Annotated in this window: 13 protein-coding genes; 10 read left to right on the top strand and 3 right to left on the bottom strand. The window is 68.2% G+C overall.

Going from position 1 to position 13,842, the window contains the following annotated elements; translation table 11 throughout:
- Nucleotides 1–4 precede the first annotated feature (4 nt).
- Entirely contained in the window at nt 5–1,798 is a 1,794-nt protein-coding gene (locus ABGB08_RS21860) for a sigma-70 family RNA polymerase sigma factor (protein WP_347593075.1), read from the bottom strand.
- 213 nt (nt 1,799–2,011) lie between these two features.
- On the opposite strand from ABGB08_RS21860, the gene ABGB08_RS21865 reads away from it, so the two are divergent.
- From ABGB08_RS21865 to ABGB08_RS21890, 6 genes are all read left to right on the top strand, one after another.
- The gene (locus ABGB08_RS21865; protein WP_347593077.1) at nt 2,012–3,460 is read left to right on the top strand and encodes a DUF1996 domain-containing protein; all 1,449 of its coding nucleotides are present in this window, start codon (nt 2,012–2,014) and stop codon (nt 3,458–3,460) included.
- 114 nt (nt 3,461–3,574) lie between these two features.
- The gene (locus ABGB08_RS21870; RefSeq protein ID WP_347593079.1) at nt 3,575–4,087 is read left to right on the top strand and encodes a DUF305 domain-containing protein; all 513 of its coding nucleotides are present in this window, start codon (nt 3,575–3,577) and stop codon (nt 4,085–4,087) included.
- A gap of 119 nt (nt 4,088–4,206) precedes the next feature.
- The gene (locus tag ABGB08_RS21875; RefSeq protein WP_347593081.1) at nt 4,207–5,466 is read left to right on the top strand and encodes a ferric reductase-like transmembrane domain-containing protein; all 1,260 of its coding nucleotides are present in this window, start codon (nt 4,207–4,209) and stop codon (nt 5,464–5,466) included.
- Between the two features lie 236 nt (nt 5,467–5,702).
- Complete coding sequence (locus ABGB08_RS21880) at nt 5,703–6,776, top strand: glycoside hydrolase family 19 protein (RefSeq protein ID WP_347593083.1); 1,074 nt, start codon at nt 5,703–5,705, stop codon at nt 6,774–6,776.
- 174 nt (nt 6,777–6,950) lie between these two features.
- Nucleotides 6,951–7,811, top strand: coding sequence for a lytic polysaccharide monooxygenase (locus tag ABGB08_RS21885; RefSeq protein WP_347593085.1), 861 nt, complete (start codon nt 6,951–6,953; stop codon nt 7,809–7,811).
- A gap of 57 nt (nt 7,812–7,868) precedes the next feature.
- Nucleotides 7,869–8,405, top strand: coding sequence for a DUF305 domain-containing protein (locus tag ABGB08_RS21890; RefSeq protein WP_347593087.1), 537 nt, complete (start codon nt 7,869–7,871; stop codon nt 8,403–8,405).
- Here ABGB08_RS21890 and ABGB08_RS21895 read toward each other — a convergent pair.
- Nucleotides 8,402–8,905 carry a VOC family protein gene (locus tag ABGB08_RS21895; RefSeq protein WP_347593089.1) on the bottom strand — a complete coding sequence of 168 codons (504 nt, stop codon included), beginning with the start codon at nt 8,903–8,905 and terminating at the stop codon, nt 8,402–8,404. The two genes, ABGB08_RS21890 and ABGB08_RS21895, sit on opposite strands and share 4 nt — an antisense overlap.
- A gap of 135 nt (nt 8,906–9,040) precedes the next feature.
- On the opposite strand from ABGB08_RS21895, the gene ABGB08_RS21900 reads away from it, so the two are divergent.
- Entirely contained in the window at nt 9,041–9,265 is a 225-nt protein-coding gene (locus ABGB08_RS21900; RefSeq protein WP_155360883.1) for a hypothetical protein, read from the top strand.
- On the opposite strand, the gene ABGB08_RS21905 is transcribed toward ABGB08_RS21900, so the two are convergent.
- Nucleotides 9,252–10,430, bottom strand: coding sequence for an ROK family transcriptional regulator (locus ABGB08_RS21905; RefSeq protein WP_347593093.1), 1,179 nt, complete (start codon nt 10,428–10,430; stop codon nt 9,252–9,254). The genes ABGB08_RS21900 and ABGB08_RS21905 overlap by 14 nt on opposite strands.
- A gap of 119 nt (nt 10,431–10,549) precedes the next feature.
- On the opposite strand from ABGB08_RS21905, the gene xylA reads away from it, so the two are divergent.
- The 3 genes from xylA (at nt 10,550) to ABGB08_RS21920 (ending at nt 13,797) form a co-directional block, all read left to right on the top strand.
- Nucleotides 10,550–11,692: a xylose isomerase gene (gene xylA / locus ABGB08_RS21910; RefSeq protein ID WP_347593095.1), complete on the top strand. Its 1,143-nt coding sequence runs from the start codon at nt 10,550–10,552 to the stop codon at nt 11,690–11,692.
- Nucleotides 11,689–13,053 (top strand): xylulokinase, encoded by a 1,365-nt coding sequence (gene xylB / locus ABGB08_RS21915; RefSeq protein ID WP_347593097.1) that lies wholly within the window; start codon nt 11,689–11,691, stop codon nt 13,051–13,053. Before xylA ends, xylB begins: the two co-directional genes overlap by 4 nt.
- 141 nt (nt 13,054–13,194) lie before the next feature.
- The gene (locus tag ABGB08_RS21920) at nt 13,195–13,797 is read left to right on the top strand and encodes a DUF998 domain-containing protein (RefSeq protein WP_347593099.1); all 603 of its coding nucleotides are present in this window, start codon (nt 13,195–13,197) and stop codon (nt 13,795–13,797) included.
- Nucleotides 13,798–13,842 lie beyond the last annotated feature (45 nt).

Below are 13,842 nucleotides of genomic sequence, written 5' to 3' on the forward strand. Positions count from 1 at the left end.
GAGTTTACTGGGCCACCTGGAAAGCCTGGCCGGATTCTGTTGCGGAGCCGTCTTCGCGGAACAGGCCGCTGTTGGGTTTTCCGGTTTCGGCGGGGAGGCCGAACCAGGCGTAGCGGTGGACGTAGGGGAGGGTGGCCAGCATTTTGGTGGAGGCGGTGAGGAAGGCGGCCTGCTGGCTGTCGGAGGCGTACGTGGTGCCGTTGCTGAAGTCGATCAAGGCGTATTCGGTTAGCCAGATCGGCTTGCCGTAGCGTTTGTACACGGCGGCCAGGTAGGACTTCAGGTGGGATACCGCGGGCTGGGTGCGGAAGTCGGAGCCGTACCAGTGCAGGGTGATGAAATCGACGCGGTAGTTTCGGGCGCGGGCGCCGGTCATGAAGCGGTCGAGCCAGCTGCCGGGGGTGTCGCCGCCGAACGCGACGCCGGGGCTGCCGAGGATGCGGCCCGCTTTCATAAGTTTGGGCCAGTGCGACAGGGCTTCCTCCACCGTCATGTTCGCCTGGGCGGCCAGGTCCGGCTCATTGAAACTCAACAGGTAAGGGCCCGCGTTCTTGGCTTGGGCCAGGGCTTCGGAGTTGACGTTCTCCGCGGCCCTGATCATCGGAATGAACTGGGTGTCCTTCGGGGTGGTGATGCCGTTGGTGTGGCTGGCCCAGGTGTAATACCAGCGGGCTTGCGATTTGGCGAGGGACTGGCTGACGTTGGGCGCGTTCCAGACGGCCACGCCTTTCTTCGACGAGGCCGCCGTCACTGGTTTCGCCGGTATGGACGCGGCGACTCGGTCCAGCGACGGCGACGGCCGAGGGGATTTCGACACCACCGGCGCGGCCGACGTGGTGAGGGGGGCCGCTTGTGCGGGCGGCCGTTCCGGCGGCGCGGGCATCAGCTGGGTGATCACCAGAGTGGCTATCGCGATGGTGGTGACCCCAGCGCCCGCCGCGACCGCGGCCCGGCCTCCCGGGCTCAAGGCATGCGCGACCGTGGTGACCTCGATCGGCGGTGGTTGCACAAGCAGCGCGAAACCCACCGGAATCGGGATGAGCGGCAGACCGGAGAGCAGGCGGTCCAGCGGGATCAAGCCCCGGGTATGGGGCGTGCAGTTGGGGCATTCACGGATATGTCGTGAGAAACGTTTGCGCCAGAGCGGCGTCGGGATGCCGTCCCAATCCCAGGTCATCGAGCGAAGTTCGGGGCACGTCGCCGCGTTCTGCAAAGCCCGTACGACCATGTGCGCGGTCTGGACTTGTTCCTTCATGCGCTGCACCCGCACAGCGGCATGACGCGGGGACAGGTTCAACGCTCCCGCCAGGTCGGCTCGTCCGAGTTCGCCGGTTTCCTCCAGCCACCAGAGGGCGAGCAGGGCGCGGTCGTCATTGTCGAGCCACCGGGTGGCCTCGGCGACCTCGCGGCGCTGGTCGGTCAGGCCCAAGCGGAGGATCGTGACCATCGCGAAATCGGACGCCGGGTCCGGCATTTCCGTCGCGGTGTCGAGGTCGGCCGTGCGGTGGTTCTCCGACCGCCGATCCTGCTCGTGATCGCGAACCTGGCGTACGGCGATCGCCACCAGCCAGGACCGGTAGGCGGAAAGGTCACGAAGCCCAGGAAGGCCGCGTACGACCCGGATCAGAGTCTCCTGGACGACATCGTCCACATCAGTGTGCCCGTTCAGGGCGCGGCCGACGATGTTGTAGACGAGCGGGAGCGAGTCGGCGACCAGGGTGTCGAGCGCGCGCTGATCCCCGTTCCTGGCGGCGGCCACCAACGCCGTGTCCGGCCCGCTCCTGACTTGACTCGCCATCAGCCCCCGCTCTCATCGTCCCTGCTCCTCCTACTGGAGACGCCGCCCAACCGGCCCAGATAACAAATTTTCGGAATTTGTGTTGTCGGGAGGTCTCGGCAGGGTCTCCCAGTACAAGGGGCGCAGGGCTCATCCCTCAAGCCCTCATCCCGCCAGCCCTCGCCCCCTTCCTCCTCATCCCGTAAGTCCCGCTTGCAAAGGACCTCATCCGTAATGAGTGAGACCAGTACCAGAGTTTCCCGCCTCGCGCTGGGGGCTGTCCTAGGCGCCTGCCTGGTGAACGGGGTCAGCAGCCCGGCCGGCGCGGCCGAAGTGCCGCTCTCGCAGCAGCGCCTGGTCGCGGCCTCCTCGGCCGAGCGCGGCGATCTCTCGCCCTCGGCCGCCGTGGACGGCAAGACCAACACCCGCTGGTCCAGCAAGTTCAGCGACCCGCAGTGGCTTCAGGTGGACCTCGGGTCGGTAAGGCCGATCAAGAAGATCGTGATCAACTGGGAGCGCGCCTACGCGAGCGCGTACACGATCCAGGTGTCCAACGGCAGCGGCGAGTGGCAGACCGTCAAGTCGGCCGCCGGGATCAACGGCGTGCAGACGCTGGACGTCTCCACCAGCGGCAGGTATGTCCGGCTGCACGCCACGAAGCGGGCGACCCAGTGGGGTGTCTCCCTGTGGGAGTTCCAGGTATTCGGCACGGGCACTGCCACGAGCCCCAGCCCGACCTCCAGCCCCAGCACTAAGCCGACCCCAACACCCACCCCCACAAAGCCGACAAACACCCCGACCCCGACCCCGACCCCGACCCCGACCCCGACCCCGACCCCGACCCCGACCCCGACAAAGCCGACGACGAGCGCTACTCCCACCACCCCGGCTGGCGAACTGCCCAAGGGCCCCGTTCCGCCGGGTGCGGTGCGCGTCGCCGAGTTCGTCGCCGAATGCCCGTTCACCCACCGCCTGCCCGACGACCCGATCGTGATGCCGGGCCTGCCGGGCGGTTCCCACATGCACAGTTTCATGGGCAACGAGACCACCAACGCGAGCACCAACCTGGGCAGCCTGCTCAAGGGCTCCAGCACCTGTGACCCCAAGGTGGACCTCTCCTCGTACTGGGTGCCGACCCTCTACAACGGCGACACCCCCGTCGAACCCAGCAGCGCCACCTTCTACTACCTGGGCGAAGGCGTACGCGAGGAACTGGCCGCCCAGACCCGCTCGTTCCCGCAGGGGCTGCGCGTCGTGGCGGGCAACGCGAAGGCCACCGCCGCTGACGGCACGAGCAGCGCCCGCTGGTCCTGCCTGCACGCCGGGCATGTCGGCGCGTCCAAGAATTTCGTGAACTGTCCGGCCGGCACCAAGCTGGAGACCTACCTGGACTTCCCGCACTGCTGGAACGGCAAGGACCTCGACTCGGCCGACCACAAGAGCCACATGTCCTATCCCGCCGGTAACGCCTGCCCAGCGACGCACCCCGTCGTGGTGCCGAAACTGCGCATGGTGCTCCGATACACGATCAACGGAGATCCGTCCGCGTTCCGGCTGTCGTCCGGACCTGGCTACACGATGCACGGTGACTTCTTCAACGCCTGGCCCGAGGCCGAGCTGGAGCGGCGTATTCGCGACTGCATCCGGCCGAAGGTCAAGTGTGGCCCGGACGGAACTGCCTGATCCGTCCGCGTGTGCGGCGAGACCCGGGCGCCGCCGGGTCTCGCCGCCGGTCATCCAGCTGATCAGACGACAGGGGCGGAGATGAGACGGGCAGCCATCGTAGTGATCCTCGCAGTGCTGGTGGCGGGCTGCGCCAAGCCCGAACCACCGGCGGCGGCCGAACCGATCGTTTCGAGCACGTTCAACGCGACCGATGTCGCCTGGTTGCAGTTGCTCATCCCGATGACGGAGCAGGCGCTCGCACTGCTCGGCTCAGCGCCGGAGCGTACCTCGAACGCGCAGGTCATCCGGCTCGCGGTGACGATGAACGGCGAACATAGGGCGCAGTTGACGCAGCTGCGCGGGTTACTGAGCAAGGCCGGGGTGCCCGAGACCGATATCCACGACGGTCATGACATTCCGGGCATCGTCACTCCGGCTGATCTCCTCATCGTCAACAAGACCACGGGCTCGACCTTCGACCGCCTGTTCGCCGAGCACGTCAGCGACTACCTCCGGCAATCGGTCCTGGTCGCGAAGGGCGAACAGACCTCCGGTGCCGATCGGGAGACCAAAGCCCTCGCCGTGGCCATGGCGAAGGCCCGCGCCGGCGAACTCGCCGAACTCACCAAGAACGGCTGGCTGTGACCCGGCACGCGTCGGTCTGGGAAGCAGGTTCCGGCAAGAAGCACGCAACGCCGTCGGGGAAGCGGACTCGCCGCACGGCCCCGCCACGCGCGAGGCAGGCGAATCCAGACGTCGTTCTGGTGCTGATCTACGTCGGAGCGGTCGCCGCGACCGCCCGGTGCTGGGCGAGCCTTTCGTCCGTCGTGGGGGCGGTCGACTGGCTCGCCTGGGCTGGGCGGCTCTCGGGCCTGCTGGCCGGGTACGCGTGCGCGATCCTGCTCGCCCTGATGGCCCGGATTCCGATCCTCGATCGAGGCGTCGGCACCGACCGGCTCGCCCGATGGCACGCGACAGGCGGACGCTGGACGATCACGTTGTCGCTGGCCCACATGACCTTCGTCATTGCCGCCCACAGCGTCGAGTCCGGTCTCTACGCGGGCACGATCCACCTGCTGGCAAACGGAGAGGGCGTCTGGGAAGCCACGATCGGGTTGGTCCTGCTGATCGGTGTCGCCGTGGTATCGGCTCGCGGTATCAGGCGGCTGATGCGCTACGAGATCTGGCACTATCTGCATTTCTTCACGTACATAGCGGTATTCGCGGCGTTCGCTCACCAGCTCACCGGCCCCGACTTCGCTGACGGCGGCCTTGGCAGGCTGCTCTGGCTGATCCTCTACGTTGGCGTCGCCGCAGCTCTGCTCTGGTGCCGCTTTCTCAGTCCGGTACGCCGTGCGCTTCGCCACCGGCTGCGAATCACCGAGATCCGGTGGGAGTCACCCACGGTGATATCGGTCTATCTGTCCGGGGCGTACCTCAACGAGCTGGGCGCGGAGCCTGGCCAGTTCTTCCGCTGGCGGTTTCTCGCGCCCGGAATGTGGTGGACCGCGAACCCGTACTCGCTGTCGGCGCCCGTCAACCCGCGCTACCTCCGGATCACCGTGAAAGCCGTCGGTGACCACAGCCGCGCGCTGACCCGGCTCCGCCCGGGGACCCGGGTCGTCGCCGAAGGCCCGTACGGCGCCCTGACGGCCGCACGCCGGCGCAGTGAGCGGGTGCTCCTGATCGGAGGCGGGGTGGGAATCAGCCCATTGAGAACGCTCTTCGAGACCTTGCCCGGCAAGGTCACGCTCGTCTACATGGCCCGCCGCGACGAGGACCTGGTCTTACGCGACGAACTCGACGCGATCGCCGCCCGGCGCGGCGCCACCGTGCTCTACACCCTGGACGAATCACGCGTAGTCCCCCTGACCGGCCGCGCGCTCCGCGTCCTCGTCCCTGGCCTGGCCGAGCACGACGTCTACATCTGCGGCCCCACCGGCATGACGATGGCCGCCAGAAGCGCCCTCCGACGTGCGGGAGTCCCCAGCCGCCGCATCCACCTCGAATGCTTCGACTTCTGAACAAGACCTTGACTCATGTGCGGTTCCCTTAAGCCCCACTTGAGCCGCATTTAATGTCACAAACACGTCAAGCCAGCTAACGTACGGAAATCGCAGGCCATCGCCCCTGGCAGCCACGATCTGCCAGTCCCGTCACCTGGTCGATGGTAAATGCACCGAAATTTCCGAATTGACTTGCGCCTTGACCTGCGCAAGGCGATCCCGCGCGGCTACCACCGCCGGAAAGGCGTGATTACGTGACGAGACAACGGATCATGGCGTGGTTCGCCGCCCTGCTGATGGCGGGTGCACTGGCGACGATCCTGCCATCCTCCCCAGCCGCGGCCGCGGCCTGCGCGACGCCGTGGAACGCGAGCTCGGTGTACACCGGCGGCATGACGGCCTCCCGCAACGGCCACAACTGGCAGGCCAAGTGGTGGACCCAGGGCGAGGCGCCCCCCGGCACCACCGGCGTCTGGGCCGACCAGGGTACCTGCGGCGGCGGCACCAACCCACCCCCAGGCGGATGTAACCACCCCAACTGGCAAGCGGGCACCTGGTACACCGCGGGCAGCATCGTCCGCTACACCAACGGCCTGTACTACATCGCCGAGCACGACAACCCGGGCTACGACCCGATCATCAGCACCTGGTACTGGGACCCGTACACCTGCGGCGGTTCCACCCCGCCGCCGTCCCCGCCCCCGCCGGGTGGCTTCGTCGTGTCGGAGGCCCAGTTCAACCAGATGTTCCCGGGCCGGAACTCGTTCTACACCTACAGCGGTCTGGTGGCCGCGCTCAGCGCGTACCCCGGGTTCGCGAAGACCGGCAGCGACACGGTCCGCAAGCAGGAAGCGGCCGCGTTCCTGGCCAACGTGAGCCACGAGACCGGCGGTCTGGTGCACATCGTCGAGCAGAACACCGCGAACTACCCGCACTACTGCGACACGAGCCAGCCCTACGGCTGCCCGGCCGGCCAGGCCGCCTACTACGGGCGCGGCCCGATCCAGCTGAGCTGGAACTTCAACTACAAGGCGGCCGGTGACGCGCTCGGCCTCAACCTGCTCGGCAACCCGTGGCTGGTGCAGAACGACGCCGCCGTGGCCTGGAAGACCGCGCTCTGGTACTGGAACACCCAGAGCGGACCCGGCACGATGACCCCGCACAACGCGATGGTCAACGGCGCCGGATTCGGGCAGACCATCCGGAGCATCAACGGCAGCCTGGAGTGCGACGGCCGCAACCCCGCCCAGGTGCAGAGCCGGGTCAGCAAGTACCAGAGCTTCGTCCAGATCCTCGGGACGACGCCAGGAAGCAACCTGAGCTGCTGAACTCTCCCCTTGCGCACCCCCGAGTGCTCATGGATAGTTAATTCTTAGGAAGGTTTCCTTTCAATAAAGCTGAAGCTGGCGGCGTCACCCCGCTCGGCAAAGGCGAACCTTCGTCATCGGGCATGGCCCCCCAATGCCCGCGTACCCGGAAGACCTCCCAAGGAGGAAAGTCAGGTGTACTTACGAAACAGGGTGGCGTCCGCCGCCGCCGGTCTGCTGATCGGCACGATCCTGGTGGTGTTGCCGACCAGCCCGGCAAACGCCCACGGCACGATGTCCAACCCCCCGAGCCGCGTCTACACGTGTAAGAACGAAGGCCCGGAAAGCCCCGACTCGAACGCCTGCAAGGCCGCCGTGGCCGCTGCGGGAACCCAGGCGTTCTACGACTGGAACGAGGTCTCGCTGCTGGAGGCCGGTGGCAATCACCAGGGGCTCATCCCCAACGGCAAGCTGTGCAGCGCCGGACGCGACAAGTACCGCGGCCTCGACCTGGCTCGCAACGACTGGCCCGCGACCTCGTTCTCGGCCGGCCCGCGGACCATCACCTACCACGCGACCGCACCCCACTCCAACAGCAACTTCTCCTTCTACATCACCCGCGCCGGGTGGAACCCGACGATGCCGTTGAACTGGTCGGACCTGGTCCACATCCAGACATTCAACAACCAGAACCCGACCACCTTCACCAACTGGACGATCAACATCCCGCAGCGGACCGGTCGCCACATCCTCTACTCCATCTGGCAGCGCGTCGTCGGCAGCAACGAGGCCTTCTACACCTGCTCCGACGTGAACTTCGGCGGCGGCACCAACCCGCCCTCGCCGTCCCCCACCCCGACCCCCACTCCGCCGCAGCCTTCGCCGAGCCCGACGCCCAGCCAGCCCCCCGCGGGCGGAACCTGGGCAACCGGCGTGTTCTACGCCGTCGGCGCGCAGGTCACCTACGCCGGCGTCCGCTACCAGTGCCTCCAGCAGCACACCTCGCTGGCCGGCTGGGAGCCGCCGAACGTGCCCGCCCTCTGGCGCAGGCTCTGACATAAGCGACCCGCGCCCGGGCTCCCCCCGGGCGCGGCCCTCGCTCCAGGAGAAATCATGAGGCGGTACGTCCTACTCGCGGCCCTACTCCTCACGGGCTGCGGCACCCTCGAACCCGCATCGCCCGTCAACGCGTCCGACGTGATGTTCCTGCAGATGATGGTGGCCCACAACCAGCAGGGCGTCGGTCTCACCAAACTCGCCGAAGGCCGTCAGGTACGCCCCGAGGTCCGAACCCTGGCAGCCGCGATCGGCTCCACCCAGAGCACAGAAGTCCAGACGATGTCCCGCTGGCTCCTCGAATGGGACCAGCCCCTGACCGCGGAACCCGACGAGCACTCCCACCACGGCGGCATGCCGCAAACCACCAAGGCGGAACTCACCCGCCTCCGCAAGACCCCCGACTCGGACTTCGAACGCCGCCTCCTCAACACCATGATCGCCCACCAGGACGACGCCATCCAGCTGGCCCGCTACGAAACCGGCGGCGGCACCAACCCGGCCGCACTGGGCCTGGCCCACCAGATCGATGTCTCCCGGACAGCCCAGATCAAGTACATGCTCGACCTCCTGGACACGCCGTCCAGCACCTAGACGGAGACGCCTACGCCGCCGCGGGTTTCCGCGCCGAAGCGTTCCTTTTCGCGGGCGATGTTCAGGGGTTTGATGGCGGCTTTGGCGTTGATGATGTCCTCGCTGAGCAGGCTGAGGGGGACCAGCCAGGAGACCTCGAATTCGAGGCCGTCGGGGTCCCTGGCGTAGAGGGCCTTGGTGGTGGAGTGGTCGGAGGCGCCGACCAGGGAGTTCAGTTCGGTGAGTTTGGTGGAGATGCGTTCCAGTTCGGCGAGGGTGTCGACTTCCCAGGCCAGGTGGTAGAGGCCGACGGAGGAGCGGCCGGCGCCGGAGGCCGCGGCTTGGGGTCCGATCTGGAAGAGGCCGAGATCGTGGTCGTTGCTGGAGCCTTCGGCTTGGAGGAAGGCGGCGCCGGGGAACTCCATGACCACGCGGAAGCCGAGGGCCTCCTGGTAGAAGGCGACGCTGCGGGCGACGTCGCGGACGTAGAGCACGGCGTGGTTGAGGCGCTGGACTGGCATGTTCCCTCCCAGGAATCTTCTCGCTCTCTTCAGCGATATCCCCGGGCGAGGTTGTTCCCGCCCCGGCGGGGACGGCAATCCCCGAAACTGTCGGTGGCTCGTCGTACGGTGTCCAGCGGACCAGAGGGGGACTTGATGATCATCGACCGGGTGTCACGAGAGCGCGAGGCCAACCGGCTGCTCTTCCGGATCGTCCATCACGTGGCCATCCACCACGCGGGGCGGCCCTTCGACGAGATCGTCGGCGTGCTGCGCCGGGAACTTCCTGGCTCGCCGCCGTTGGCGGAGGAGGAGATCCGCCGCATCGCCGAACAGATCAGCGTGGGACGCGATCCGTCCGGCCTTCCTAGTCCGGAATAGGAGGTTGGAGTAGGGCGGCGGGGTCGGCGATGACGCGTTCGATCACCTGGCCCGCGGCGCCCAGGGCGGCGGCTTCGAAGCCGAGGTGGGAGACCATGATCGGGGGGACGGAGACGCGCATCTGGCCGAGGCGGGATTGCAGGGTCTGGGTGACGATGTCGCCGATCCAGGGGAACAGGGGGACGAAGACGCCGCCGAGGACGATCGTGTCGGGGTCGACCAGGTTCACCGTCGAGGAGAGGGCGACGCCCAGCGCCCAGCCCGCTTGATGGCAGGCCGCCGTCGCGGCGGGGTCCTGGGCCTTCAACCGGCCCACCATGGTCATCACGCCCCCGGCGGGGGCTCCGCTCTGGGCGCCGAGCAGGGCGTCCTGTCCCGCGTACTGTTCGAGGCAGCCTCGGCCGCCGCAGCGGCAGGGCGGGCCGTCGGGGGAGACGACGACATGGCCGAGCTCGCCCGCGAAGCCCCGCGCGCCGCGGAACAGCGAACCCGCGACCACCAATCCCGCACCAACGCCGATTTCTCCCGACACATAGAGAAAGTCGGTCGGACCAGAACCGAACCAGAGCTCGCCCAGCGCCGCCAGGTTCGCCTCGTTCTCGACGTGCAGCGGGATGCCCAGATCCAGCAGCGACAGCACCGGCACATCCCGCCAGCCCAGGTTCGGCGCGTTGTGGACAACGCCGCTGCCGAGATCCACAGGCCCGGGCACGGCCAGCGCGCCGCCCACGATCCGCAGCCCGTTACCCACAGCTTCATCCACAGCCGAAAGGGCCAAATCCCTGAGCCTGGCGATGACATCCACAGGCTGTGCGGAACGGTTATCCACAGCCTGTGTACGACGGAGTCGTACCGACCGGGAAAGATCGACCACCCGGACCGCCAGATAGTCGACGTTGATCTCCAGCCCGAGCGCGGCCACCCGATCCCCCCGGATGCGCACCTCGACCCCGGGCCGCCCCCGCTCGCCCCCGCGCACGGCCCCGGTCTCCACCACCAGGCCGGTCTCGATCAGGTCCGCCACCAGCTTGGACACCGTGGTCTTGGTCAGCCCGGTCACCTCGGCCAGCGCCGCCCTGGTGAGCGAGCCGCGCGCGCTGACGGAACCGAGCACCAGCGCCAGGTTGCGGGCTCGCATCGCATCGTGCCGTACGGCCTGGGTCATCCACGCCTCCGCGCACCTGAGAGAAAAGAGATCAGTGAAATCCTAGTAATGACTACTTGACCCACGCCGACCCACCACCGATATTTAGTCCACAACGTAGACTAATTGGAGGTCCCACCATGTACACCCCCACCCCCGAGGACCGTTTCACATTCGGGCTGTGGACGGTCGGATGGCAGGCACGGGATCCGTTCGGCGACGCGACCCGCGCCCCGCTCGACCCGGTGGAGAGCGTGCACCGGCTCGCTGAGCTGGGCGCTTACGGCGTGACCTTCCACGACGACGACCTGCTCGCGGTGGAGTCCGACCGGGCCACCGCAATCGAGAGCTTCAAGAAGGCGCTCGCCGAGACCGGCCTGAAAGTGCCGATGGCCACCACCAACCTGTTCACTCACCCAGTGTTCAAGGACGGTGGCTTCACCAGCAACGACCGCGAGGTCCGCCGCTACGCGATTCGCAAGGTCATCCGCAACATCGACCTGGCGGCCGAGCTCGGCGCGAAGACCTACGTGTGCTGGGGCGGCAGGGAGGGCGCGGAGTCCGAGGTCGCCAAGGACATCAAGGCCGCGCTGTCCCGCTACAAGGAGGCCATGGACATCCTCGGCCAGTACGTGATCGACAAGGGCTACGACATCAGGTTCGCCGTGGAGCCCAAGCCGAACGAGCCGCGCGGCGACATTCTGCTGCCCACCGTCGGCCACGCGCTGGCGTTCATCAACGAGCTGGAGCACCCCGAGCTGGTCGGCCTCAACCCGGAGGTCGGGCACGAGCAGATGGCCGGGATGAACTTCGCGCACGGCATCGCCCAGGCGCTCTGGCACGGCAAGCTCTTCCACATCGATCTCAACGGCCAGAATGGCATCAAGTACGACCAGGACCTGATCTTCGGCCACGGCGATATCAAGAACGCGTTCTTCCTGGTTGACCTGCTGGAGAACGGCGGCTACGACGGCCCCCGTCACTTCGACTACAAGCCGCTGCGCACCGAGGACGCCGACGACGTCTGGGTGTCGGCCGCCGCCAACATGCGGACATACCTGATCCTCAAGGACAAGGTGGCCAAGTTCAACGCCGACCCTGAGGTCCAGGAGGCGAAGGCCGCCAGCCTGGTGCCCGACCTGTCGCTGCCCACGCTGGGCGAGGGCGAGACCCTTGCGCAGCTGCTCGCCGACGAGCGTGACCCGGAAGAGCTGGCCCAGCGCGGCTTCCACTTCTCCCGGCTCAACCAGCTCGCGCTCGAACATTTGCTGGGCGTGCGATGACGCTGGTCGCGGGGGTCGACTCCTCGACCCAGAGCTGCAAGGTAGTGATCAGGGAGGCGGCCACCGGCGCACTCGTGCGCGAGGGTCGCGCGTCCCATCCGGACGGCACCGAGGTGCACCCCGATCACTGGTGGCACGCTCTCCAGCAGGCGATCGACCGGGCGGGCGGCCTGGCCGACGTGGCCGCCGTGTCGGTCGCCGGCCAGCAGCACGGCATGGTCTGCCTGGATTCTTCCGGCGAAGTCGTCCGGCCCGCCCTGTTATGGAACGACACCCGTTCCGCGCAGGCGGCCCGGGATCTGATCGACGAGCTGGGCGGCCCGGAGAAGTGGTCGGAGGCGGTGGGCAGCGTGCCGGTAGCCTCGTTCACGGTCACCAAGCTCCGCTGGCTGGCCGAGCACGAGCCGGCGCACGCGAAACGCGTGGCCAAGGTCTGCCTCCCGCATGACTGGCTGACCTGGAAGCTGGCCGGCCGCCCGGAGACGATCACCACCGATCGTGGGGACGCTTCGGGCACCGGATACTGGTCGCCGTCCACCGGGACGTACCGGACTGATCTGCTCGCGCTCGCGCTGGGCGCGAGCCCGGGACTGCCGCGGGTGCTGGGCCCGGCGGAGCGGGCCGGGCAGATCCCCGGCGGCGCGCTGCTCGCGCCCGGCACCGGCGACAACATGGCCGCCGCGCTCGGCGTGGGCGCGCGGCCCGGCGACGTGGTGGTCTCGATCGGCACGTCCGGTACGGCTTTCGCCGTCGCGGATCGCGCCGCGAACGACCCGTCCGGAGCGGTCGCCGGATTCGCGGACGCGACCGGGCGGTTCCTGCCGCTGGTGGCCACGCTCAACGCGGCCCGGGTCCTGGACGCCGCGGGCCGGATCCTCGGCGTCGGTCCGGAGGAGCTGAGCGCGCTGGCCCTGTCGGCTCCGCCGGGTGCGGACGGTCTGGTGCTGGTGCCGTACCTCGAAGGGGAGCGCACGCCGAACCGGCCGGACGCGACCGGTTCTGTGCACGGGCTGCGGCTGGCCAACGCGACGCCCGCGCATCTGGCGCGGGCGGCCGTGGAGGGCATGCTGTGCGGGCTCGCCGACGCGCTGGACGCGCTCGGCCTGGCCCCGGATCGGGTGCTGCTGATCGGCGGCGGCGCCCGGTCCGAGGCGGTGCGGCGCATCGCGCCGAGCGTGTTCGGGTGCTCGGTGCAGGTGCCGCCGCCCGGGGAGTACGTGGCCGACGGCGCGGCCCGGCAGGCGGCCTGGCTGGTGGCGGGCACGCCGGAACCGCCGGAGTGGGCGACCGGGGAAACGGTCGCGTACGAGGCGGAACCGACCCCGGGATTGCGGGATCGCTATCACGAGGTAACCGGCTGACCTGGGACGACCGCGGTGGGGTGGGGTTTGCCCCACCGCGGACCCTGACGGAACCCTGATGCCGCCTCGGGGGTGGGCATCAGGGGTATATCGGTACTTAGCCGGATGGTGGGGCAAAGCCGAGAACATCAAACTTTAAACATGGTCAAGAGGCTTGCTCCCCTGGTCGCCTGCGCGGGCGTGGTCGTCGCGCTGGCCGCGCTCGTCCCGGATCAGATCGATCCGGTGAACATGACGATCAGCACCGCGCTTGATCACAGTGGCAGCACCCGGCTGGCGCTGGCCGCGCTCGGGGTGGCCGCGCTGGCGTTATGGGCGGGAATGCGGGCACAGCGGGCCCCGGTGGGCGGCTGGCCGGAGCGGTTGATCGTGGTCTGGGGCGTGGGGATGATCGCGTCTCCGGTGCTGCCGGAGATGGTCTGGCAGGTGCTGGCCTGCACCACGCTGCCCGTCGCGACCGCGCAGCTGGTCGGCAGGTTCACCAACGACAAGCGGTGGCGGGTGGTGGCCCGCCCGGTCGAGTGGCTGGCGCTGGCGGCGGGGCTCGGGGTGGCCGCGCTCACCTATGTCGCGTTGCCGGGCGACGGCGTCATGATCGGCTTGGTGGAACGCGTTCTGCTGGGCGTCGAGGTGGCTACGCTGGCCTTGCTCGCGGCTCGCCTGGTCCACCTCACCTGGGCCCACTCACTCCCAAATCTGACGGGTCCGGCATTTCGTAACATGTCCTTAACTAGATCCAAATAGCACGCAGCAAACTGCTACTCTCATCGGCTACGTACGGCCTTTGAG

Source organism: Acrocarpospora sp. B8E8, assembly GCF_039871605.1.
Taxonomy (GTDB): domain Bacteria; phylum Actinomycetota; class Actinomycetes; order Streptosporangiales; family Streptosporangiaceae; genus Acrocarpospora; species Acrocarpospora macrocephala.